21 protein-coding genes and 1 pseudogene are annotated in these 22,370 nt (G+C 35.6%); 14 read left to right on the forward strand and 8 right to left on the reverse strand.

All coding sequences use genetic code 11. The features are described from left to right. Positions 1-13: 13 nt before the first annotated feature. The 4 genes and pseudogenes from IV57_RS03935 (at position 14) to IV57_RS03950 (ending at position 2,899) form a co-directional block, all read left to right on the forward strand. Positions 14-691 carry an ABC transporter ATP-binding protein gene (locus tag IV57_RS03935; RefSeq protein WP_057880201.1) on the forward strand — a complete coding sequence of 226 codons (678 nt, stop codon included), beginning with the start codon at positions 14-16 and terminating at the stop codon, positions 689-691. Then, entirely contained in the window at positions 684-1,835 is a 1,152-nt protein-coding gene (locus IV57_RS03940; RefSeq protein WP_057880202.1) for an ABC transporter permease, read from the forward strand. The genes IV57_RS03935 and IV57_RS03940 overlap by 8 nt, the downstream gene beginning before the upstream one ends. A gap of 8 nt (positions 1,836-1,843) precedes the next feature. Then, on the forward strand, positions 1,844-2,296 hold the full coding sequence (locus IV57_RS03945) for a hypothetical protein (RefSeq protein WP_057880203.1): 453 nt from the start codon (positions 1,844-1,846) through the stop codon (positions 2,294-2,296). 115 nt (positions 2,297-2,411) lie between these two features. After that, positions 2,412-2,899, forward strand: a pseudogene (locus IV57_RS03950) (prolyl-tRNA synthetase associated domain-containing protein). 27 nt (positions 2,900-2,926) lie between these two features. On the opposite strand, the gene IV57_RS03955 reads toward IV57_RS03950, so the two are convergent. Next, a complete protein-coding gene (locus IV57_RS03955; protein ID WP_057880205.1) occupies positions 2,927-3,760 on the reverse strand; it encodes a LysR family transcriptional regulator in 834 nt (277 codons plus the stop codon). A 278-nt stretch (positions 3,761-4,038) separates the two neighbouring features. On the opposite strand from IV57_RS03955, the gene IV57_RS03960 reads away from it, so the two are divergent. The 6 genes from IV57_RS03960 (at position 4,039) to IV57_RS03985 (ending at position 10,548) form a co-directional block, all read left to right on the forward strand. After that, on the forward strand, positions 4,039-5,361 hold the full coding sequence (locus tag IV57_RS03960) for a YeeE/YedE family protein (protein ID WP_057880206.1): 1,323 nt from the start codon (positions 4,039-4,041) through the stop codon (positions 5,359-5,361). Positions 5,362-5,379: 18 nt separating this feature from the next. Then, on the forward strand, positions 5,380-7,086 hold the full coding sequence (locus IV57_RS03965; protein WP_057880207.1) for an FAD-dependent oxidoreductase: 1,707 nt from the start codon (positions 5,380-5,382) through the stop codon (positions 7,084-7,086). A gap of 19 nt (positions 7,087-7,105) precedes the next feature. After that, positions 7,106-7,873 carry an ABC transporter permease subunit gene (locus IV57_RS03970; protein ID WP_057880208.1) on the forward strand — a complete coding sequence of 256 codons (768 nt, stop codon included), beginning with the start codon at positions 7,106-7,108 and terminating at the stop codon, positions 7,871-7,873. Beyond that, the gene (locus tag IV57_RS03975; protein ID WP_057880209.1) at positions 7,873-8,874 is read left to right on the forward strand and encodes a taurine ABC transporter substrate-binding protein; all 1,002 of its coding nucleotides are present in this window, start codon (positions 7,873-7,875) and stop codon (positions 8,872-8,874) included. Before IV57_RS03970 ends, IV57_RS03975 begins: the two co-directional genes overlap by 1 nt. Position 8,875: 1 nt before the next feature. After that, the gene (locus IV57_RS03980) at positions 8,876-9,628 is read left to right on the forward strand and encodes an ABC transporter ATP-binding protein (RefSeq protein ID WP_057880210.1); all 753 of its coding nucleotides are present in this window, start codon (positions 8,876-8,878) and stop codon (positions 9,626-9,628) included. A gap of 149 nt (positions 9,629-9,777) precedes the next feature. Then, positions 9,778-10,548 (forward strand): hypothetical protein, encoded by a 771-nt coding sequence (locus tag IV57_RS03985; RefSeq protein ID WP_057880211.1) that lies wholly within the window; start codon positions 9,778-9,780, stop codon positions 10,546-10,548. Positions 10,549-10,955: 407 nt separating this feature from the next. Here the strand turns inward: IV57_RS03985 and IV57_RS03990 are convergent, their stop codons facing one another. The 4 genes from IV57_RS03990 to IV57_RS04005 all read right to left on the reverse strand — a co-directional run bounded on the left by IV57_RS03990 (position 10,956) and on the right by IV57_RS04005 (position 15,824). Next, entirely contained in the window at positions 10,956-12,650 is a 1,695-nt protein-coding gene (locus IV57_RS03990) for a hypothetical protein (RefSeq protein ID WP_057880212.1), read from the reverse strand. 256 nt (positions 12,651-12,906) lie between these two features. Next, the gene (locus IV57_RS03995; protein WP_057880213.1) at positions 12,907-14,046 is read right to left on the reverse strand and encodes a trans-sulfuration enzyme family protein; all 1,140 of its coding nucleotides are present in this window, start codon (positions 14,044-14,046) and stop codon (positions 12,907-12,909) included. Positions 14,047-14,467: 421 nt separating this feature from the next. Next, positions 14,468-15,127 (reverse strand): histidine phosphatase family protein, encoded by a 660-nt coding sequence (locus IV57_RS04000; RefSeq protein ID WP_057880214.1) that lies wholly within the window; start codon positions 15,125-15,127, stop codon positions 14,468-14,470. Between the two features lie 46 nt (positions 15,128-15,173). Further along, a complete protein-coding gene (locus IV57_RS04005; RefSeq protein WP_057880215.1) occupies positions 15,174-15,824 on the reverse strand; it encodes a histidine phosphatase family protein in 651 nt (216 codons plus the stop codon). Between the two features lie 112 nt (positions 15,825-15,936). On the opposite strand from IV57_RS04005, the gene IV57_RS04010 reads away from it, so the two are divergent. The 4 genes from IV57_RS04010 to IV57_RS04025 all read left to right on the forward strand — a co-directional run bounded on the left by IV57_RS04010 (position 15,937) and on the right by IV57_RS04025 (position 18,611). Next, complete coding sequence (locus tag IV57_RS04010) at positions 15,937-16,557, forward strand: NAD(P)-dependent oxidoreductase (RefSeq protein ID WP_057880216.1); 621 nt, start codon at positions 15,937-15,939, stop codon at positions 16,555-16,557. Between the two features lie 7 nt (positions 16,558-16,564). Continuing rightward, positions 16,565-17,005 (forward strand): flavodoxin domain-containing protein, encoded by a 441-nt coding sequence (locus tag IV57_RS04015; protein WP_057880217.1) that lies wholly within the window; start codon positions 16,565-16,567, stop codon positions 17,003-17,005. A 110-nt stretch (positions 17,006-17,115) separates the two neighbouring features. Beyond that, the gene (locus IV57_RS04020) at positions 17,116-17,781 is read left to right on the forward strand and encodes a sunset domain-containing protein (protein WP_057880218.1); all 666 of its coding nucleotides are present in this window, start codon (positions 17,116-17,118) and stop codon (positions 17,779-17,781) included. Further along, positions 17,781-18,611 (forward strand): DNA/RNA non-specific endonuclease, encoded by an 831-nt coding sequence (locus tag IV57_RS04025; RefSeq protein ID WP_057880219.1) that lies wholly within the window; start codon positions 17,781-17,783, stop codon positions 18,609-18,611. The genes IV57_RS04020 and IV57_RS04025 overlap by 1 nt, the downstream gene beginning before the upstream one ends. 175 nt (positions 18,612-18,786) lie before the next feature. Here the strand turns inward: IV57_RS04025 and IV57_RS04030 are convergent, their stop codons facing one another. From IV57_RS04030 to IV57_RS04040, 3 genes are all read right to left on the reverse strand, one after another. Further along, positions 18,787-20,769 (reverse strand): Ig-like domain-containing protein, encoded by a 1,983-nt coding sequence (locus IV57_RS04030; protein ID WP_057880220.1) that lies wholly within the window; start codon positions 20,767-20,769, stop codon positions 18,787-18,789. A 190-nt stretch (positions 20,770-20,959) separates the two neighbouring features. Further along, positions 20,960-21,364: a MerR family transcriptional regulator gene (locus IV57_RS04035; RefSeq protein WP_057880221.1), complete on the reverse strand. Its 405-nt coding sequence runs from the start codon at positions 21,362-21,364 to the stop codon at positions 20,960-20,962. A 21-nt stretch (positions 21,365-21,385) separates the two neighbouring features. After that, positions 21,386-22,123 (reverse strand): SDR family oxidoreductase, encoded by a 738-nt coding sequence (locus IV57_RS04040; RefSeq protein ID WP_057880222.1) that lies wholly within the window; start codon positions 22,121-22,123, stop codon positions 21,386-21,388. Positions 22,124-22,370: the final 247 nt, after the last annotated feature.

Genomic DNA, 22,370 nt, shown 5'->3' on the forward strand with positions numbered 1-22,370 from the left:
GGCGGTGAAATAAATGCTTAAAGTTACTGATGTAAAAAAGGCTTATGGCAAATTCACTGTTTTAGAGGATATCAATTTGGAAGTTGCTGATGGAGAATTTTTAGCTATCATGGGACCTTCCGGATCTGGTAAATCAACTTTGATCAATATCTTAGGATTGTTGGATCAAAGTTATACTGGTGAATATTTGCTCGAAGATAAAAATTATCAAAACGTTAGTGACAATGAGTTATCACGAATTCGTGGTGACCAATTGGGATTTGTTTTCCAAAATTTCAAGTTGCTAACAACTTACAATGTTTATGAAAATATTGAAATTCCACTTATTTATAGTAAAAAAGCTCAAAATAACAAACAAGAATTGATTGCTGATGTGATTGATAAAGTTGGTTTGACGGGCAAAGAAAAAAATCGTCCATCTGAATTATCTGGTGGTCAACAACAAAGAGTTGCCATTGCTCGAGCAATCGTTAATCGTCCAAAATTAATTATTGCTGATGAACCAACGGGTGCGCTTGATTCAAAAACTAGTAAAGAAATCATGGATATCTTCACGAAGTTAAATAAAGCTGGCACAACGGTAATTATGGTTACCCATGATAGCGAAGTGGCAGAATATGCAATGCGAACTGTTTATATTCGTGATGGACATTTATATAACGATGAAAAGAGCGTGAAAAATCATGACTGATAAAATTTTGATCGCTTTTAAATCAATTGGTAAAAACAAAAATAGAAACTTCCTAACAATGCTTGGAATTATTATTGGTATTGCTAGTGTTATCTGTATCTTAGCAATCGGGGATGGCTTTGCTCACACCGTTACTAAGGGTATGGGAAATCACAATACTCGTAATAAAGTTATCTTACAGTGGGAACCAACGTCTGATTACAATACTGATGGTGGTTTTACTCAAAATGATGCTTCAGTACTGGAAAAAGTACCGGGTGTCGATCATGTTAAATTAGCTAGTAGTATTGCTGAAGCAGGTGCTAAAGTTTCATACAAAACTAAAACTGCTTCAATTGGTTTGAACAAACAACCAAAGAACTTAAAGCTGGTTAAAGGTACCTACTTTACAATGACTGGGGCTTCCAACGGGATTTATATTTCGGAAGATTTGGCCCATAAGTTATTCAAAGAAAATGCTATCAATCGTTTGATTTCAGTTGATGGAACCATCTTTGTTGTTCAAGGAATTTATCATATTAGTAATATGAATTATCGTCCGGATGCCTATGTTTCTAAGACGATTTTTAAACAATTATTTGCTAGTCAAATTTCTCGAGACCAAGCTAAATTGTACGTTCAACCTGATGCTAATAAGAAACAAGTTGGTAAGACAGCCGTTAAACGGATGAAAGCTATGGGTGAACAGAAGCAAACTGGTAAATACTCAGTTTCTAATCCAGATGCTATTAGTAAACAATTTACGAGAATTTTAAATGATATTACTTACTTCATCGCCTTTATTGCTGGAATTTCACTCTTGATTGCTGGTATTGGGGTTATGAATGTGATGTATATTACTGTTTCCGAACGTCGCAAAGAAATTGGGATTCGTCGGGCCTTTGGTGCTACATCAAGTGATATTAGAAACCAATTTTTGATTGAAAGTGTTGTTCTCTGTATTATCGGTGGTGTCATCGGAATTATCTTAGGATACATTCTCGTTTCAATCATCAATGCATTCTTACCATTCAAAGCTGATATAACGTCATATGCAATTATCTTGTCGTTGTCAGTTTCAACGGCAGTTGGTTTGATCTTCGGATTTATTCCATCTAATAAAGCTGCTAAATCAGAATTAGTTGGATTATTGAAAGAAGAATAGGGGAAAATATGAAGAATTTATATAAAATAGATAAACTTTCTGCTTTGGGAGTAATCTTAATCAGTATTTTTATGGAAGTTATTCAAATGATCGTTTCAGATCCAGATGTTGCTAATATGCCACAAATGGGGAAATGGCTAAAGCTATTGATCTATGTAGTTGGATCAGTTCTTTCGTTTGCTATCGGTTATTGGGTGTTTACATTATTGTTGAGAAACAATGATAATTACAAGCTTAAACTGATCGTTAATATAGCAATTGGTTTAACAATTGATGCTTTGCTGATTATAATCGTTGTCCTAATTGCTGGTAAAACAGATATTTGGGCTAATGGTATTGCTGGGGTTATTGGATTCGGTGCATTAGCTGCATTGAACTGGAGATTCCTAGAAGTGTCACAATCAGATAAAATCAAAATCAGTGTCTTAACTGCTATTTGGTTCATTTTGACACTAGTTTAAAAAGAGTCTGTAAATAAACTAACTGATAATTAAATTTCAGTTGGTTTATTTTTTTATCTTTAGGTCAGGGGTAGAATAAAGATAAATATTCTTATTTTAACGGAAGAGGCGTCTTATGAGTCCATATGAGCAGGTTAAAACAGAGTTAGATAGTTAGATGTGCCATTTGATATCGTTGAGCATCCGGCTGTATTTACCACTGATGTAGCTGATGAATATATTAAAGGGAAAGTCGGAGTTAGAACTAAATCACTTTTTCTAACTGACAAAAAGAAACATAATTTCTATTTAGTTTTTATGGATGACGACAAGCGACTTGATATGAAGCACTTCGCTGAAATAGTTGGTGAAAAACATGTTAAATTCGCTTCGGAAGTCAGTCTGATGGAGAAATTAGGCTTAAAACCGGGCGTTGTTTCGATTTTTGGTTTGATGAATAATAAGGAAAAAGATGTTCAAGTTTATTTTGAAAAAGATATTGTAGGTGATATTCCTTTGACATTTCATCCGAATGACAATACAAAGACTATTTTTGTAGGGATGACGGGATTAGAAAAATTTTTGAAAGATTTAGGATTTGAATATCAAATTATTACAATGTAAAAGCTAGAGCAATTTGCTCTAGCTTTTTTAAAATCTTAATTGTGGTAATAATGTTTTTACTAATGCAATTAATTTTTGGATTTCATTTGAATTCGCTGTTTTAGGATTGATCAGATAAAATTGATTACAAAAATCATTCGACAATTGCTCATAAGGTAAGAGCGTATCTGTAATTGAGCGTTTGGAAACGATAGCTCTACCAATACCACGTGAAACTAATTTGATGATCATATTATTATCGTTAACTTTGATAACTTTTGTCGGCCGAATATGATGTTCGTTGAAGTACTTATCAGTATATTCCCGTTGAGTAGAACCGGGTTTACCAATGATCCATTCTGGATTATCGGCATCACCAGCCAGAACTAATTCATCTGAGGCAAAAGGAACTTGTTCAATTAAGTGCGTGACAATAGGCTTTTCAACGATTCCAAAGTCTATTTCTCGTTTAGTAATTTCCTCCAAAATTTTTTCAGAATCGGCAGTTATTAATTCAAAATCAAAACGATCAAAATAATTTTTTAGGCTGTTCATTAATGGAGGTAAAACATGATTAGCGGTTGTCGGTGAGGCACCGATGACACATTTAACTCGATTGCTTCGATGTTTTTTGACTAGATGATTAAGGGAATTCTCCCAACCATTTAAAACCAATTGAGAATCACGATAAAAACGATTGGCATTTTCAGTTGGAATTAACCCTTTATTACCATTGCGTTTAAATAACTGAACTCCTAGATCCTCTTCCAGACGTTTTATTTGAAGTGAGACAGTTGGTTGAGTGACATAGAGATCTTTAGCGGCACGGGTAATACTACGTGTTTCATAGACCTTTTGGAAAGCGATAATATCACGAAACATAAGCGTTTTCTCCATTATAAATAATATTTATGAACATATATATATAAATAATAACGATAAAACTTTGTGAGTAAATTAATAAATATATTTGTGATTGCACCAGGGTAGATATAACAAATAAAAAACTACATCTGTAACATATTAACTTTTTCACAATTGAAATATAAGCTATCGCTCTTACAAACAATTACATATTAATATAATTTATGCTAAATTAACATCATAAACACGCGTGGTATTAGTAATTATTCATTTAATAATGAAAGGGGCTGAAACTAATGATTGGAAAGAGTATGAAAAAGTATGGTTTAGATGCCAAACAACCAATTATTGGACTAATTGTTTTTGCTTTAATTATTTTTTGGGCATTTTATTTAAATACACAGGTAAGTAAGTTACCAATGGCGCTTTTTGCGGGTCTGTTAATTGGTTATGTTCTAACAAGATCTAGATTTGGATTTGCCGGAGGTATTAAAAGAGTTTTTTATCGCGGGGAGGCAAGTTTAACTAATGCATTATTAGTTATGTTTGCAATTACAGCGATAGTTAATGTAGGTATTCAATGGGCAGCAGCAAGTAAGGGAGCATTACCAGCATGGACTGTAACAAGTGATGCTCAGTCAATTATACCTGGCACACAGAATGTTAGGATTGGTAATATTTCCACGGCCTTAGGTGGATTTTTATTCGGAATCGGAATGATGCTTGCCGGAGGATGTGCTAGTGGAACTTTGTCAGATTTTGGGGAAGGTGAAGGACATTCATGGATAGCACTTCCATTCTTTGTTTTGGCAGCAGCTCCAGGACAAAAATTAGGTTATGATCTTGATCAAACGGCTATTGGACAAATTGGTATTAAAGCTTGGATGCCACAATACATTGGTTATGGTGGTTCCATAGTCGTAACATTACTGATTTTCTTAGGATTGTATTATCTAGCAAAGAAGTATGAAAATCATAAGAAAGAAATGGGGATGTATTCAGAACCAAAATCTGATTATTTGGAATATGAAAAACCAATTAAGGATAGTGGGGAACCTGTAAAATTCTTATCATGGGAAACATATCATAAATTTTTCGTTGAAAGATGGAGTTTTATAACCGGCGCAATTGGTATTTCCATTGGAGCAATATTTATTCTTATAACAACTGGAAAGGCATGGGGTGTAACTACACCGTTTGTATCATTAGATCAAAAATTTCTTGGATTATTTGGTGCTAAATTTACATCACCCGCATTTGATGAAACTGCTGAGGCCATGAAAGGAAGTCTTTTGGTAGATGGAGGAACAATTCGTAATATTGGCCTCGTGCTAGGAGCATTTTTAGCCTTTTTAATGGCAGGTAGATTTTCAATGAAGTTCCACTTTACTAAGAAAGATATTTTAGTTTATGCAACAGGTGGATTATTAATGGGCCTAGGTAGCCGTTGTGCACGTGGATGTAACATTGGGGCATTATATTCTTCAATTTGTAATTTCTCAGTACATGGATATATTTTTATGTTATTCCTTGTTTTAGGTGGAATGGCAGGCATTAAATTATTTGAAGGTAAAGTTGATCTACTTCCTAAGTATCTAACTTCAGAAAATATTGATTAATAGAGGAGATTTTAAATTATGGATAACAAAAAAATCGTAGTAGTCGGAGGAGTTGCTGGTGGTGCATCTGCCGCTGCTCGTGCCCGTCGTTTAGATGAATTTGCTGATATTACAATGTTTGAAAAGGGACCTAATGTATCATTCTCCAACTGTTCATTGCCTTACCACTTGAGTGGCTTGGTACCAGATGCTGACAGTATCGTCCTGATGACACCAGATCAATTCAAGAATCAATATAATATTGATGCTGAAGTTAACTCAGAAGTTATCAATGTTGATCCCGATAAAAAGGAAGTTGAAGTTAAAAATACTCAGACGGGTGAGTTGAAGCGTGTAGCCTATGATGAACTGATTTTGTCACCAGGTGCTAATCCAATTATGCCAAGCTGTATTAAAGGCATTGATCACGATAATGTTTTCTCAGTTAGAAACGTCGTCGATATTAAGAAAATCCAAACTTATTTAGATGTAAACAAAGTAACTGATGTGGCCATTATTGGTGGTGGTTTTATCGGTTTGGAAGTCTGTGAGAATCTAGCTCAAACTGATAAAAATGTATCATTGATTGAAGCATCAAGTCACGTTATGGGTACGATCGACGATGATTTTGCCGAAATGGTCCACAAAGAATTGTTCGATCATGGTGTAAATGTTGTTTTAGATGATGGTTTAGCAGAAATTACTGACGAGAATGTAAAGTTAGGCTCAGGTCGTGAAATTAAAGCTCAAGCGGTTATCGTTGCTATTGGGGTTAAACCAGACACAGCTTTAGCAAGTAAAATTGGTTGCAAATTAGGCCTAACTGGTGGGATTGCCGTTGATCAACATTATCAAACAACAATCCCTAATATCTACGCTGTTGGTGATGCGATTGAAGTCAGTCATATGATAACTCGTAAAAAGACTCGTTTAGCCTTAGCTTTCCCAGCTCAAATGGAAGCTCGTGATGCAATTGATCATATCTATGATCGTACAGTTGAAAATAGAGGCGTTATTGGTTCACAAGCAATTCATATCTTTGATATCAATGTTGCTTCAACTGGTTTAACAGAAGTTGAATGTCAAAAAGATGGTATCGATTATCGTGCAGTAACAGTTATTCCGAAGAGTCGAGTTGGTTTGATGCCAGATGCCACACCACTTTATATGAAATTAATCTTTGGATATCCAAGTGGAGAAGTATTAGGTGCTCAAGCTCTTGGTAAATCTGATGTTGATAAGCAAGTTGATATTGTAGCCACTATGATTTCAATGCACGGTCATATTTCTGATTTAACACATCTTGAAGTTTGTTACTCACCATGGTTCAGTACTGCTAAAAACGCGGTTGATATGGCTGCTTTAGTGGCTGAAAATGTTTTGAATGGTGAATATCAACAAGTTCAAGTTAGTGAAGTTCGTAAGTTAATTGAAAAAGGTGCCTTCATTATTGATGCCCGTGAACCTGCTGAATATGCAGAAGGTCACATTACTTCAGCTATTAATATTCCATTGAGCCAATTCCGTCAACGCTTAGAGGAAATTCCAACTGATCGTCCGGTTTATGTTCACTGCTTGTCAGGTCAACGTAGCTACAACATGGTTCGAGCTTTAAATAACCGTGGCTACAAGAATGTTATCAATATTTCTGGATCATATTTGGAAATTTGTGAATATGAATACTTCAAAGATCAAACAACTGACCGCAAACCTATCGTGACAAATTATCGTTTTGATCTATTGTAATAAGTAGGGAGGTGATGGGATGAAGAAGAGATCGCTACTAATAACAACTTGTGTTTGGATCGTTTTGTTGGCAATTTGGTTCTTGGTAACTAATTTGAAATTAGTTTCACCAATTCTTTTTCCGTCACCACAAGCAGTTTGGTCAACTTTTATCAGCATTCTGCAACATGGCTATAATAATATTTCGTTTTGGCAACATTTAGGAATTACCCTATTTCGATTATTCTCAGCCTTGATATTAGCAATTTTAACAGCGGTACCGTTGGGGCTAGCTTCAGGAATGTCAGAGTTAGTTCATTCGTTAGTAGACTCGTTGATTCAATTTTATCGTCCTATTCCGCCACTGGCTTATTACACAATTTTAATTCTGTGGATTGGAATTGGTGAAGGTTCCAAGATAATTCTTTTGTATCTGGCAGCTTTTGCACCGATTTATCTAGCTTGTGTTGAAGGGGTAAAACATATTAATCAGGATTATATTTTGAGCGCTAAGTCGTTAGGTGCTAATAAGTGGTTCATTTTTAAATGGGTAATTTTTCCGGGAGCTTTACCAGATATTTTTACTGGGATCAGAACGGCGATGGGAGTTTCGTTTTCTACTTTGGTAGCGGCTGAAATGGTTGCTTCAACTTCAGGAATTGGTTGGATGGTAATAGATGCATCAAAATATTTGAAGAGTAGTGTGATGTTTTTAGGTATATTTATCTTAGGGGGACTAGGATTATTATTAGATTGGTTGCTTCAATTACTCGAGAAGAAGTGGATTTTTTGGAAGGGTAAAAACTGATGAAAAGATTTATCCGTTTTATTCTAGTGGATTTGTTGATGATTTTAACATTCAGTCTGGTTAGTTGTTCTTCCAATGATAACCTTCAAACTAATGAAATTCGTATTGGAATTTTGAATACACCAAATGATGTGGCTGTAGCACGAAATAAAAATTATTTTCAAAAAGCCTTTCCTAATAAAAAAATCACTTTTATCACTTTCGATTCTGGAGTCGATGCTAATAAAGCATTGATGTCTGGAGGAGTCGATTTTGCAACAATGGGGGATACAAATGGGATTGTCGCTTTAACAGCGGGGATTCCAGTTAAACTTCTTTGGATTAATGAGATCTGTGGTAGTAATGAGTGTTTAATCGTTAGAAAAAATTCTGGCATTAAATCGATAGCAGATTTAAAAGGTAAAAAAATTGCTACACCGTTTGCTTCGACGTCGCATTATAGTTTGATGATAACTTTAAGAAATGCTGGTCTGGAAAATAAAGTTAAATTATTGGATATGGATACTCAAAATATAGTAGCAGCTTGGAAACGTGGAAACATTGACGCTGCATACACTTGGCAGCCAACTTTATCGCAATTACAAAATAATGGTCAAGTTTTGACGGATAGTTCTGATTTGTTCAAAAAAGGGTACTCGACGGCTAATATTACCCTAGTCAGCAAAGTGTTTTTGAAGGCACATCCGAATGAGGTTAGAAAAGTTGTTCAAGTATTGGCAAAAACACATCGATTACGAAAAGATAATTATCAGATGACAGTTGAATCGGCGGCTAAACAAACTGGTATTAGTCAAAGTGATGCGGCTAAACAAATAAAGGGTACGAAGTGGATTTCTTTGAATGAAGAATACTCCAAGGATTATTTAGGAAATGAACAAGAACCAGGACAATTTATACTGGCAATGCAACGGGCTGGAAAATTTATGTATGGTCAACAAACCATCAGTTATGCCCCTAGTTTGAAGCAATTTCAGGAATTTGTTTATGCAGGAGGTAATTAGAATGGAATTAGTTAGAGCTGAGAATCTTTCAATTAAATATCCTAATTCTGATGAAACTGTGATTAAAGACACTAATTTCACGATTGCCGATAATGAAATATTTGTCCTAGTGGGCCCTTCCGGTTGTGGCAAGAGCACTATCCTACAAGCCTTGGCTGGTTTTATTCAGGCGGATGGATTGTTGACGATGAATAATGAAACTATAACTGGTCCTGATTGGCGCCGCGGAGTTGTTTTTCAGAATTCTTCACTATATCCTTGGTTTACTGTTAAAGAAAATGTCGGTTTCGGTTTAAAAGCTCGTAAATTTTCATCAGTAGAGATTGATCAGAGAGTCAAATATTTATTGGATTTGATTGGTTTAAGTAATCAAAATAATATGAAAACTTTTGAATTATCTGGTGGAATGAGACAACGTGTGGCTATTGCTCGTGTTTTAGCTAATAAGTCGCCCTTGCTATTAATGGATGAACCTTTCGGGGCCTTGGATGCTTTCACTAGAGCCAAAATGCAGAAGTTGATTTTGGATATTTGGCAACAAGAGAAAACCAGTATCTTTATGATTACCCATGATTTAAATGAAGCGATTCGTTGTGGCAATAAAATTGCCATTATGAATGCACATGATAAAAAAATTACTAAGATTCAAGATAATCCCTTTCAGAATATTAATTTGGAAGAATTAAATGATTTTGAACTAGAGAAGAAAATTGATAATTATCGAAAAGATATTTTGAAATTGATTAATAAATAAATGAAAACACCTATAAAAATGGTTTTAATACTATTTTTGTGGGTGTTTTTTTGTTAAGCTGACCACAAAAAAATCTCTAATTTATATAAAATAATCGCGGTACAACAATCTTGTAACACGTGCGATAATGGCAAACGAGGAGAACTGCGATGAGAAAAACACTAATGATTTTAGCTTTATTAGTATTTGTATTACCGTTATCCGCATACAGTGTGAATGCACTGAAAAGTACGACAGTGCAGCAGAAACAGACGAGTAACGTTCAGAAGTCGGCTACAATAATTAAAAAGAATCAGAATCTTTGGAACAAACAGCTACGTAAAGCCGATGTAATTCATAGGGATGGCTTTGACAGTGATGATGGCTATGTAGGAACGTCCATGGATCAGTTGAAAAATCATAATAAGGCTTTTATTAAGGGAACTGTTTACAATCTTCAAAAAATGAATAGTCCAAAAAATATGGCGTATACAAAGGCAACAATCCATATCGATAAAGTTTTAAGTGGGGATAAATCGCTTCAAGGGAAAAATATTTATGTCGTTTTTGATGGTGGATTAGTTTCTTTTGACCATTGGTACGCCAATATGAGCAAACCGAAAGATTTTGATCATGAAATGTTAGTCAAGAACGATGAATTTCCGTTGCCCAGCATTGGAACTAAAATAATTACAGGCTTAGTTCCCAATCAATTGGATCAACCGTTGGAGTACAACGATTCTTTGAAACAAAGTGGTTTTACAGTGAAGAATTCTTATGCTTTAGATGTTCCTAAATATAATTTCTGGGTAAAAAAGACAGGTACTGAAAAGTATATTTTGAATAATCCTAAAGTTCGTAAGAAAACTGATTCATTGTCAAAAGATTTACAAAAATTAACAGTTGAAATTAATCAAAAGTATAATTCAATCAAGAAATAGAAGTGTAAATTTTTAATCCAAAAAGACCCATACTGATATCTCGGTTAGAGTGTAAATTAATGGAGTTATTATTATACTGCCATCTTCCGTTAACCTAGCCAAGTATGCTAGGTAAGAGAACTCGCACTGCTGAGCCCCCAAATTTTTGTCGCCACATACTAGATATTCATCCTTTATTTTTAAAATATATCGATGATAAAAGCCATACCAATTTAAATTTTGGTATGGCTTTTAATATAACTTGAAATAAATTTAATGTCGTCATATTATTTTTGACTAACTAACGAATAATAGAAACTCTAGTCGGTAGCCCAATCAGAATTTATGCGAACGACGGCGTTTAATCAATCATGAGTAAGAAACGATATTTATTGGTCTTTATTAATTTATAGGGCACGCTCCATTTTTTAGTTATTCATTAATTCATTCAATAATTCTTGTGCAGATTCATGTAAGCTATCTTTGGATTTGTCATAGCCCAAATGAGTATAAATTTCACCAACATAGATTTTATCTTGATAGAGTTTATTAAATACTTTATCGATAATTGGACGAGTCATTGCTTCCTCTTGAACAGGACCAAATGGATTGGCGAAGAATGTGGTACTCATACCAACTTCATCAGTTGTTCCAAGAGCTTTACGTTTTCCGGAGATAAAGGTTTCCTTAGCATGATTTTCATCAGGGAATTGATGCAAACCTATTTTAGCATCATAGTTATTAGCATAAACCCACATATCGATTTCATGATGTTCAACTACATGCTTGTAAGTGTTGGCTGGCAAGATGACTCGGGCATTTTTTAATTCTGGATTCAAGTAAATACCACGATCCATATTATTGAAGGCCACGGAACTACTCAAATCATCTAGGCGAACGAAAGCACCCGTTTCAGTACCTTGAGCATAGACGTTTCCCTCATCATCAAAAGCAAAACTACCCATATCATCAAAGATAGTTTCAATATTGATGATTTTTTCATCGGCAATTTCTTGTAGAGCTTCAATTGATTCAGACTTTCCAGCACCAGAATCACCGAAGAAAACGACTGACTTAGTTTTTCCATTGGAGAAACTTATTCTAACCATTGAACCATGGATTGGCAAACGATTCTCATAAATCATGTGAAGGTTATGGACGGTCAAGCACATCTTCTTCATATAACCGAAGTAAGTTGTTTTGTCATTATAAGGAACTTCACCGACCCAGATATCATTTTCTTCATCATGATAATAATGACTGACGTCGCCTTCAGTTTTCTTGAGACCAAAGAGAATGATTTCATCGGGCTTTTGACCGGCGATACTGGCTTCATCAGCGACTTCAAATAAGTTGGCTAGTGCAATACCACTGACAAAATAATCACGTTGGAAGTAGATGAAAGCCAAACTTTCACCAATTTTAGCGGGGAAACAGTACCAGTCATTTTGAGTACCATCGAATTTAGCGATTGGATTGTCGGCAACGGCACTGAAGACACCTTCACGCTTGTTACTCTTAGTGTGCATCATCATTGGTGGACGTAACATGATTGTATCCAAGAAACGAATGTTTTCCAGAGCCTGATATTTTTTTGGAGTATTCCATTTAATTGATTGTGTTAAAACGCAGGCATTAGTACCGGCGTTGATTTGACGATAAGTCCGATTAGGGAAACCTTGCAGTTTTTCCTCAATGGCCCGATATAAATGAAGGACGACTTCGTTATAACGGTTATCAATATTCATGAAATTACCTTTAACGATGTCACTGTTGTGTTTGTTGATCAGAGAAACTCTAAAGTATGACCGGTAGTATGAATAAAAATCTTCAATACTTTTAAGAATTAATTCTTTACCGTATTTTTCATAGGTAGGTTTATCATCAATTAGGATAGCCTTCAGGATATTGATGTAAGTATCACTTGATAGTCCCTCAACTTTGTTGGTTACAGCAAGTTGGCTTTCAGACAAATAAAGGTCAACTAGGTTATGAAAACCTTGGCTGTTGACTAACTGAAAAATATCTTGAATATATTCCTCGTTATAGTTAATAACGGCAACTGATCGATTAGGATTAGCATAAAATGCCTTTGATTCAATAGCTTTGGATGAGTTTGACATACGTTAAAGATCTCCTTTCAAATTTGAACTTAGGTATCAGTTTATAGTATTTTTCAGTAAATCGGTAGTATAAATTAGAGATTATTTAATCTTTGAATTATTTAAAATTCTGCGGTTATTGACATATGGACATTTTAAAATGATTATTTAAAATTTTTCAAATAAAAAAATTATTTCATTAAATTATTTGTAATAATATAAAATGCAAAAAAATAACATCTTTGAAAGTTTATTTTCAAGGATGTTATTTTTGTTTTTAAATTTGAGCAAAAGCTTGTTTCAAATCAGCTAATAGATCTTCTTCGTCTTCCAAACCAACGGATAGTCGAATCAGTTCATCAGTGATCCCATTTTGTAGACGAATTTCTCGAGGAATGGCAGCGTGAGTCATAACAGCAGGAACCTCAATCAAACTCTCAATACCACCAAGGCTTTCGGCTAAGTCAATTAATTGTAAACTTTCAACAAATTTTTTGGCATCAAGACCAGGTTGTAACTCAAAAGAGATCATGGCTCCAAAACCACGCATTTGTTTTTTAGCAATGTCATAACCAATGGAATCAGGATTACCAGGATAGTAAACTTTGGCAACTTTATCGTTTGAGGTTAAGTAGTCATAAACCAGCTTAGCGTTTTCGTGGTGAACACGCATTCTGACACCAAGAGTTTTGATACCACGCATCAATAACCAGCTATCATCAGGGCCCAAGACACTACCAATAGAATTTTGGAGAAAGGCTAGGTCGTCAGCAATTTTCTCGTCATTGGTTACGGCTAAACCAGCAACAACGTCACTGTGTCCACCAAGGTATTTAGTAGCACTGTGGACCACGATATCAACTCCCAATGATAAAGGATTTTGATTGTATGGTGTAGCAAAAGTATTATCAACGATAGTCTTCAAATCGTGTTCCTTAGCAATTTTGGCGACAGCAGCGATATCAGTGATTTTGAGTAATGGATTAGTGGGTGTTTCAAAATAAATAGCTTTAGTATTTGCTTGGATAGCATTTTCAACAGCAGTTAAATCTCTCGTGTCAACAACAGTGAATTCTAATCCAAAGCGTTTAAGAACTTTGTTAGCTAATCGGAAAGTACCACCATAAACATCGTTACCGATGATAATATGATCTCCACTTGAGAAGAGCGAGAAGGTAGCGTGAATAGCAGCTGATCCAGAGGCAAAAGCAAAACCACGCTTACCATTTTCAATGTCAGCAATTAAATCTTCTAGAGCTTGGCGAGTGGGATTACCAGTACGAGCATATTCCCATTTAGGCTCAGCACCAAGTTTGTGTTGATGGAAAGTTGATGAACGGTAGACAGGAATTGAAACAGCACCAGTTGTTTGATCTTCACTGATACCACCATGAATAAGTTTTGTATTAAATTTCATAATTGTTCTCCTTTGTTTTTAGGCGTAAAAAAGGGTGCAAATCAAATTTGATTTGCACCCTACGCGTGAATTACTAACAGTCTAGCTTGATTTTAAATACTCAAACTGACAGCACGCATAGAATGCGAACTGCAACAACATGATGATGTTTGAGTTGTAAATAAAATCATAGCATTGTCCTCCAAGTAATTGATGAATTGAGAATATATTAATTTCTTTATTTTGTCAAATAAATTTTCTCGCCGTGTTGACTGAATAAAGGTTCTTTCTGATGTTCGGTTAAAAATCCCGCCTTCCACAACAAAGTTGATTTTACTGCTGAGCCAATCGGCTTTGTTGTTCCAGACTAGATAGCTGGTTGATTGTTATTAATTTAAAATAAAAATCACACCACATTATTGTGAATCCCTTAATTGCTGTTTTAATTCAACATTTGGTTGTAGCTAGTGACAGTGTTTTTGCCGTTATCACGAGTCATCTTTGTTAGACTAGAGTTTCTGGGGCTGACCGTTACGTCAAAGTTACCGTCGTTATAACGGTCAGTAATTGAACGAATTGTTGTTCCATGGGAAACTAGTAAGATTTTATCACCATCTTTGGCGATTTTATCCAATTTAGCGAAACCACTATCAACACGGGTCCAGTATTCTTCAGCATTTTCAGCATCGTGGAATGGATCAGCTTCTTTCATGAAATCTTTGGTAGCGTCCATGCCGTGTTTGGCGATGATTTCTGCAAATGTTTTGGCACCATGTGGTTGTCCCACCATGAACCAGGCTTCAGGAGAATTCATACCTTCGTAATAACCGTAGAATTCTTCTCGAAATTCCATCATTTTTTGGGGCACTAGTTTATCGTGGTTGATGTTTTCATCAACAATCATTTTACAAGTGTCAATTGCTCGTCTGGCATCTGATGAAAAAGCAGCAGCAAAGTCAACATCTTTCAAAGCCTTAGCAGCTTGTTGGGCTACTTCAACACCTTCTGGAGCAAGGGGAGTATCAGACCAACCTTGCATTTTGTTGTAACGATTGAACCAAGTCCGTCCATGACGAACTAAGTAAATTTGGTATTTTGCCATCAGTAAATGAAATCCTCCTCAATGTATGTAATTTAATCTTACTACACTAAATAAGTGATTGATTGTACTTGGTAACTTTATTGACACCATTGTCGCGTTCCAAAAGCGTCAAACTAGCATTTGCAGGAATATCATTTAATTCAATATCATCGGTTTTGTAGCGATAGGCTAGACCTAAAATAGTAATACTATGGGTGACTAATAAAATTTTGTCACCATCTTTAGCAACTTGATCGATTTTCTTAAAACCACGTTCAATGCGATTCCAATACTCTTCAGCATTTTCGGCGTCATGAAGTGGATCGGCATCCTTAACGAAATCCATCGTGGCATCAAAACCATATTTTTTAACAATATCTCCAAAATTTCTGGCGTGATGTGGTTTACCAATAGCAAACCATGATTCATCAATACTACGACCCTCAAAATAACCATAGAATTGTTCCCTGAATTCAGCCAATTCTTGAGGAGCTAGATGATTTTTATTTCTTCTGGTAATAATTCGGCAAGTGTCGACAGCTCGCTTCATGTCGGAAGTCATTGCTGCAGCAAAATCAACGTTTTTCAAAGCTTCGGCAGCTTTTTGAGCGACCTCAACACCCTCATTAGTTAAAGGAGTATCGGACCAACCTTGCATTTTTTCATATTCGTTGTACCAAGTTCTACCATGTCTCACTAAATAAATTTGATATGCCATTAAATTACGCCTCCTAGTAGGATCAGTTTACTATAAAAGTAAGCGTATCCTTAGGGATTTGGCTTACGATTGTGTAAAGTAATCTTATTGAGAGAATTTGGAGGTAGTTATTATGAAAGTAGCTGTTATTGGTGCCAATGGTAAAGAGGGTTCTTTGATTGTTAAAGAGGCTTTGAGTCGGGGTCTAGACGTAACTTCAATTGTTCGTGATGCTAAAAAATCACCTACCGAAAAATATTTGGTAAGAGATATTTATAGTTTAAAAGCTGAGGATATTAAGGATTTTGATGTCTTAGTGGATGCTTTAGGATTCTTTGGCCCAATGGTTAAGGAATACGTTCCTGCCACAGAGCATTTAATTGAGATTTTAAAAGATAGTCAAACTAGATTGTTAGTTGTTGGTGGCGCTGGTTCATTGTTTGTTGATGAAGCTCAGACAAAACAACTTTACCAACAATCTGATTTCCCTGAAGCGGTTAAACCTTTAAGTGAAGAAATGGGTAAATCATTGGATATTTTGCGGGACAGTACACTTGATTGGACTTTTATCAGCCCTGCAGCAATGTTTGATGCAACAGGTGCTAGAACAGGTAAGTATGTCTTAGCAGGCGAAGTATTAACTTTTGACGCTAACGGTAAGAGTGAGATCAGTTATGCTGACTTTGCCATTGCGATGGTTGATGAAATTGTTGATGCTAAACATTCGAAAGAGCGCATTAGCGTCAGATGGTAGGTAGAATATGAAGATACTTTTAACATATACCAGTATGACTGGTCGTAATAAAAAGCTTGCCAAATACTTGGCTGATTATTTAGAAAAAAATGGGGCTGAAGTTACCTTGCAAGAGATGATTGATGCTGATGCTTTTGAATTAGTGAATTATGATGCTTTGATCGTTGATACGTATACTTATCACGATGGTGAAGTGCCTGATGAAGCACAGGATTTCTTTGATGATCTAAAAGACGTTGATTTAGAGGGTACTAAATTTGCTGTTTTAGGATCAAGTTCGAAGGATCATTTACACTTTGGTCGTGCAGTTGATTACTTTACGATGGAATTAAATTCTAGCAATGGTGAGCAAGTTGCCGATTCTGTGAAAATCGATAAGGATCCTGATGCTGATGATTTGAAGCGAGTGGATATGCTTGGCGATAATGTTTTGAAGAGTTTGAAATAAAATATTGATGGTTTGAGTTGGTTAGTCCAGTTCAAACCATTTTTTTGTCTTGTTTGGGAACAAAATATTCGATAACATTAGTGTGAAAACAATTACAGGGGGTCAAGGGGATGACTGGATTTATTGGACTATTGTCCTTGATTGCGATTATTTATTATGCAGTCAAATTGTTCAAGAAACGTAAGATTGCAACTTTGAAAAAACGCTATCGAATTGGATTGATTATTAGTGCTGTGATATTTATTTTTGCTGTGGGGATTGATAGTGGTCATAAGAAGACTGAGAAACAAGCTGACAGTTCTAATACAACAAAGGTAGTAAAAAAGACAGAGTATGTAGGTAAAGAGAAGTACAATATTGCTAAAAAGGAAAATGTCGCTCTAATAGCTAAGAAGAAAAAGTTAGTTAAACAAGAGGACAAGCTCCAAGAACAAAAGGATCAAATTACAGTTGATGCCGCCGCCGCTCAACAAAAAGCCAAGGATGATCAAGCTGCCGCTCAGAAACAACAAGAAGAGCAGGCTAAAGCGGCCAAAAAGCAACAGGAACAAGCGCAACAAACCCAAGCACAGTCGTCACAAGCAACATCACAAACAACATCACAAACTAAGGGTGATATGAATACTGGTGATACTGGGACTGTTGTTGGGAATTCGCAATCTCATATTTATCATGTACCAGGTCAACGGGGATATAATATGAATTCATCAAATGCGGTTTATTTCAATAATGAACAAGATGCTATCAATGCAGGCTATAGGAGGTCAAAAGTATAATGAAAAAGTTAGCAAGATTAATGGTACTTTTAGCCGTAGTTCCTTCTATGGCATTGGTAAATGATTCTGGTTCAGTAGTAGCTAGTGAAAAAAGCGAAACCGTTAAGAATTATTCATACCAAACAAAAACCAAGAAGATAGTAACTAAGAATAAAAAATTAAAGAAGTCTATTACCAAACTACAACAACAGATTGCTGATGATCAAAAGTATATCGATGAACATACCAACAAACAGAATCAAACAGCTAGTAATACTGATGTAGCGAACCTTGATTACAATGGTACTCAAGAGATTATTGTTAATAATAATGATCCCAAGTTTAGTCAGGATGATTTGAGTACAACAAAAGGTGCTTGGCAACAATATGGTGAGTTGGATAATCTAAATCGAGTCAGTGCTGCGAATGCTTTGTTGAATGTATCATTAATGCCAACAGCTAAACGAGCACCTTTGAACTGGAATCCAACGGGCTGGCACAACAAAAAGATTAGTTCAGGTTGGTTATATAATCGTAGCCATTTGATTGGTTATCAATTAACAGGACAGAATAATAATCCTAAGAATTTGATGACAGGAACGCGTTCATTAAATAGTCCAGAGATGTTAGCACATGAAATGGATGTTGCTTATTATTTGAAACAAAGTAGTTCAAATTATATTAGGTATCGCGTTACACCAGTCTTTCGTGGGGATGAATTATTACCACGGGGAGTGCAAATGGAAGCTCAATCTATTGGTAATAATTCAGTTCATTTTAATGTTTATATTTTTAATGTTGAATCTGGAGTTACCTTAAATTATACAGATGGTACTAGTCAGATTGGTTAAATTATAGATTAATGGGATTATTATCCTGTCGCTACAGACTAGCTATTTGTTTTTATCAATGTAAAACATTCTTAGAATATATCGATGACAAAAGCCATACCAATTTAAATTTGGTATGGCTTTTGTCATTTTATTTTTGACTGACTGACAAATATCGAAATTCTAGTCAGTTTAGTTAAATACTATCTTCAAAACTCCAATTTAGGGTAGTAGAATATTTGCCGCCCTTTAAATAATTGTCATTGATATGGAGTAGAAGACCGTCTTTTTTGTCCCAGTCAATAGATTCTAATGCTGTGCCAACGTCAGTTTGGTAAATTGGTGTTTTACTGTTGAGAATATCAGAGTGATTGCCACTATCGTAATAACGCAAACTTGCTGCTAGGACATCACCATTATCGTTGATCATCTCACCATTTTGAGTTACAAAAACTTTGAGGGATTTCTTTTCGCGACGATCATCATTAACATTGATCATACTATTAGGTGAGTTTAATGTATCGGGTCGGTATTTGAGGGTGCTTTTACTAAAAGCTGAAATTGATCCAAAATCAATGTCTTCAATTTTAGGAAAAATTTTATTTGTGATGTAGTCGATTCTTTCATCAGTAGCTTCGTTACGATAAACTTCACCGTCATGATTCACCCCATAAACGTAGGAATTGAAGGAGAATTCTTTCTTGGCAGTGATGTCAGGTGCAGTGGTATTTACGACAATGTCCTTGCTAACATCAGGATTAAGATCTCCCACGGTTAGAATGAGATTATCAGAGCCCGTGTCAGAGTCGGGAATGATTTGATAGTCATCAGTAGTCAATTCCTCACCAGCAACTTCAACACTGTTGACCTTGGTTCCAGGTAACATTGGGATGACATAATAGCCATCTTTTAAAACACCGTCATCACTCTTGTTGATCAGATTATCGTAATAGGTAATATTATCATCACCAGTAGAATCGATCAGATGTTGATCGGTATTATCTTGATGTTGATAGGTATTGTTAATTAATTTATTGGTAATTTCAATATCAGGTTTACTTGAAGGGATGACTGTTAGCTTAGCTTTGTTTGACGTAATAGTTTTCGTTATCTTGCTTGTTGAGAAAGTAATAATAGCTTGGAAATATGAACCATCATCAGCCATTGTTGTTGCAGGTGTGGTATAGAAGGTTTCGTCGCCACTCGATACTTTGACCCCCTTAGAAGCGCCTGGGGCATATTTATACCAGTCAATGGTGACAGTTCCATTACCATCGTCGTCATCCCCATCGGCATCGCCACCAGTATCTCCAAGCAAAGTAAAGGTAGCAGACTCTCCGGAATCAACAGTTTGGTCATCTAAACCACCACCAATTATAATGTCCTCATCATCCTGAACTGATGTGCCATCTTTATTGGTAAAAGTACCAGTAACACGAACAGTTCCTGAAATAGATTTGTTGTTGGCAGTCACCATTCCGTTTTCATCAATTGTTGCAAGGGTAGTATTATCTACGGACCAAGTAATATCACCAGTGGCATTGGCTGGTGTTGGTATGGCATGAGCGTAAGTAGTATTAGATAATTGATCACTGGTGTTATATAGGTACTTATCATCAACGGTAACGTCTAATTTGAGTGCATTAACTGCTTCAGGTAAAGTATGAACAGCTGCTACGTTTGAGTAGATGTGAGTTTTAAAACCCAGCCATCCAGTCAAATAAGTATAGTATTGGGTATCTAATTGATACCAAACTGTTCCTACTTTATTAGGAGTTACTGTAAAATTTTTTCTGTAACCACCATCACCTTTGGATACAGGAGACCAGTTTTTACCATCAGTTGATTGTGACCAACGAAAATGTTCACCGTCAAAGATACCCAAAATAACGTTCCAAACAGATCTACCAGCATCGGTTCTTAAAGTAACCGGTGAATCAACGACGGTATAATAGTCTGGATTGGGCTGAAGTCCATAACCATTTGTCATCCAAATGCCCAGGAATTTTTTAGGTGGGGCGTGGGGTTTATTTGGTGGAATAACAACGACTTCATCATCAATTGCACGGGCTATTTGTTGTTCTCGGGAGTAGGTAAGAGTAATTAGTATCAAGGGAACTAATATTAATAAGAGCGATTTAATTACTTTTTGGAAACCTTTGCTTTTTTTATTCTTCATAACGTGACCTCCGAGTACTGGGCACCATAAGTGTACAGGAGGATGTTTAAACAATTATATTGTTTTATGCAAATTATTTTATTTAAATTTGAATATATTGATTAAAATCAATCGATATATTGAATTTTTGGGATATATTTTATTTGTTTACATAATGTATACATTAAAGAATAACGACACTAGCGATTGTTTATTGGCAAAATCGACGGGCAGCACTTAAACTATCACGTTTTTTTCCATGGATAATTTGATTTTCTAATTCAATACGTTGATTTAATTTATCCAAATGTAATTGGGCATCTATCAAAGAAGATTCGGCCCGTTCACGTTGTTGTAATAAGATTTTATGACGCTTTTTTAAGGCGGCAAGACCAGTCTTCTGACATAGCTTTATGTATTCCTTTATTTCAGGGATAGGTGTATCTAATTCACGCAAGAACTTGATTCCTTCTAGCCAGACGATAGCTTCATCATCAAAAACTCTTTGGCCTTTATCGTTTCTCTGTACGGAAGGGACCATATCCAAATCGGTATAATAACGAATTGTTGCGATTGGTAAATCTAATTTTTTACTCACTTCAGACATGCTAAACATTTAATCACATTCTTAGAGAAATCATTTTTGAGCAGTTGGACGAATGACAATTTCGTTCATAGTTGTGTCTTCAGGAGAGTCAATGGTGAAAGCAATTGCCTTTGCTACTCGGTCTGGACTAACGGCATAGTCATTATAAAATTTATCTAAATTTTTTTTAGTTTCAGGGTCTTTAATATGGTCAGTTAATTCAGTAGCAATAGCGCCAGGGGAAATTACAGTTATCCGAATGTTACTTTTAGCAGCGGCTTCCTCTTTACGTAAGGCCTCACTAATGGCTCTAACACCGAACTTAGTTGCAGAGTAAACTCCAGACCCAATACTAGTGGCATGACCAGCAACGGATGAAATATTAATGATCTGACCACTATATTGATTGCGCATAGTTTTTAAGGAAGCATTAATGCCATATAGGGTTCCCTTGAGATTGACATCAATCATTTTATCCCATTCATCGACTCGTCCCTTAATAAATTCAGAACGAGGCATAAGTCCGGCATTATTGATCCAAACGTCGATACGACCATAAAATTTTAAAGCCATTGCAGCTAAATTTTGTACCTGTGAGGCAACCGCTACATCAGTTACTTGATAGATTGCTGAACCGCCAGTGTCGTCAATATCCTGAACGATTTTTTGTAATCGGGATTCCCGACGAGCCCCCAAAACCAGTTCATTGCCTTGATGGGCTAGTAATTTGGCAGTAACTTCGCCGATTCCGCTGGAAGCACCAGTAATAACAATAACTTTTTTATTCATATGTAATTTCTCCTTTGAAAATATAAATCAGGTCTTCAAAGTGATATTAGCATCTTTAATATTAAATAATTATTTTAGAGCTTTATATAAGCTAGACAAGTTGTCTTAGAAAAAAGGGTACAAAAAAAGACTTAGGTGACCACACCTAAGTCTTCGGTTGATACAAAGCAGTCGAGATAACCGCTTATTAAATACGTATCGTTTTAAGTATAACAAAATTAGAATAAAAAAGATATAACAAAAAAGA

Source organism: Companilactobacillus kimchiensis, from assembly GCF_001438805.1.
In the GTDB taxonomy this organism is placed as follows: Bacteria; Bacillota; Bacilli; order Lactobacillales; family Lactobacillaceae; genus Companilactobacillus; species Companilactobacillus kimchiensis.

What these genes read in the sequence shown, in the direction of transcription:
- IV57_RS03980 (WP_057880210.1), top strand. Translation starts at nt 8,876, where the DNA reads ATGGAATTAGTTAGAGCTGAGAATCTTTCAATTAAATATCCTAATTCT.
- IV57_RS03965 (WP_057880207.1), top strand. Translation starts at nt 5,380, where the DNA reads ATGGATAACAAAAAAATCGTAGTAGTCGGAGGAGTTGCTGGTGGTGCA.
- IV57_RS04015 (WP_057880217.1), top strand. Translation starts at nt 16,565, where the DNA reads ATGAAGATACTTTTAACATATACCAGTATGACTGGTCGTAATAAAAAG.
- IV57_RS04020 (WP_057880218.1), top strand. Translation starts at nt 17,116, where the DNA reads ATGACTGGATTTATTGGACTATTGTCCTTGATTGCGATTATTTATTAT.
- IV57_RS03935 (WP_057880201.1), top strand. Translation starts at nt 14, where the DNA reads ATGCTTAAAGTTACTGATGTAAAAAAGGCTTATGGCAAATTCACTGTT.
- IV57_RS03960 (WP_057880206.1), top strand. Translation starts at nt 4,039, where the DNA reads ATGATTGGAAAGAGTATGAAAAAGTATGGTTTAGATGCCAAACAACCA.
- IV57_RS04040 (WP_057880222.1), bottom strand. Translation starts at nt 22,123, where the DNA reads ATGAATAAAAAAGTTATTGTTATTACTGGTGCTTCCAGCGGAATCGGC.
- IV57_RS04025 (WP_057880219.1), top strand. Translation starts at nt 17,781, where the DNA reads ATGAAAAAGTTAGCAAGATTAATGGTACTTTTAGCCGTAGTTCCTTCT.
- IV57_RS04030 (WP_057880220.1), bottom strand. Translation starts at nt 20,769, where the DNA reads ATGAAGAATAAAAAAAGCAAAGGTTTCCAAAAAGTAATTAAATCGCTC.
- IV57_RS04035 (WP_057880221.1), bottom strand. Translation starts at nt 21,364, where the DNA reads ATGTTTAGCATGTCTGAAGTGAGTAAAAAATTAGATTTACCAATCGCA.
- IV57_RS03940 (WP_057880202.1), top strand. Translation starts at nt 684, where the DNA reads ATGACTGATAAAATTTTGATCGCTTTTAAATCAATTGGTAAAAACAAA.
- IV57_RS03990 (WP_057880212.1), bottom strand. Translation starts at nt 12,650, where the DNA reads ATGTCAAACTCATCCAAAGCTATTGAATCAAAGGCATTTTATGCTAAT.
- IV57_RS04000 (WP_057880214.1), bottom strand. Translation starts at nt 15,127, where the DNA reads ATGGCAAAATACCAAATTTACTTAGTTCGTCATGGACGGACTTGGTTC.
- IV57_RS03955 (WP_057880205.1), bottom strand. Translation starts at nt 3,760, where the DNA reads ATGTTTCGTGATATTATCGCTTTCCAAAAGGTCTATGAAACACGTAGT.
- IV57_RS04010 (WP_057880216.1), top strand. Translation starts at nt 15,937, where the DNA reads ATGAAAGTAGCTGTTATTGGTGCCAATGGTAAAGAGGGTTCTTTGATT.
- IV57_RS03995 (WP_057880213.1), bottom strand. Translation starts at nt 14,046, where the DNA reads ATGAAATTTAATACAAAACTTATTCATGGTGGTATCAGTGAAGATCAA.
- IV57_RS03945 (WP_057880203.1), top strand. Translation starts at nt 1,844, where the DNA reads ATGAAGAATTTATATAAAATAGATAAACTTTCTGCTTTGGGAGTAATC.
- IV57_RS04005 (WP_057880215.1), bottom strand. Translation starts at nt 15,824, where the DNA reads ATGGCATATCAAATTTATTTAGTGAGACATGGTAGAACTTGGTACAAC.
- IV57_RS03970 (WP_057880208.1), top strand. Translation starts at nt 7,106, where the DNA reads ATGAAGAAGAGATCGCTACTAATAACAACTTGTGTTTGGATCGTTTTG.
- IV57_RS03985 (WP_057880211.1), top strand. Translation starts at nt 9,778, where the DNA reads ATGAGAAAAACACTAATGATTTTAGCTTTATTAGTATTTGTATTACCG.
- IV57_RS03975 (WP_057880209.1), top strand. Translation starts at nt 7,873, where the DNA reads ATGAAAAGATTTATCCGTTTTATTCTAGTGGATTTGTTGATGATTTTA.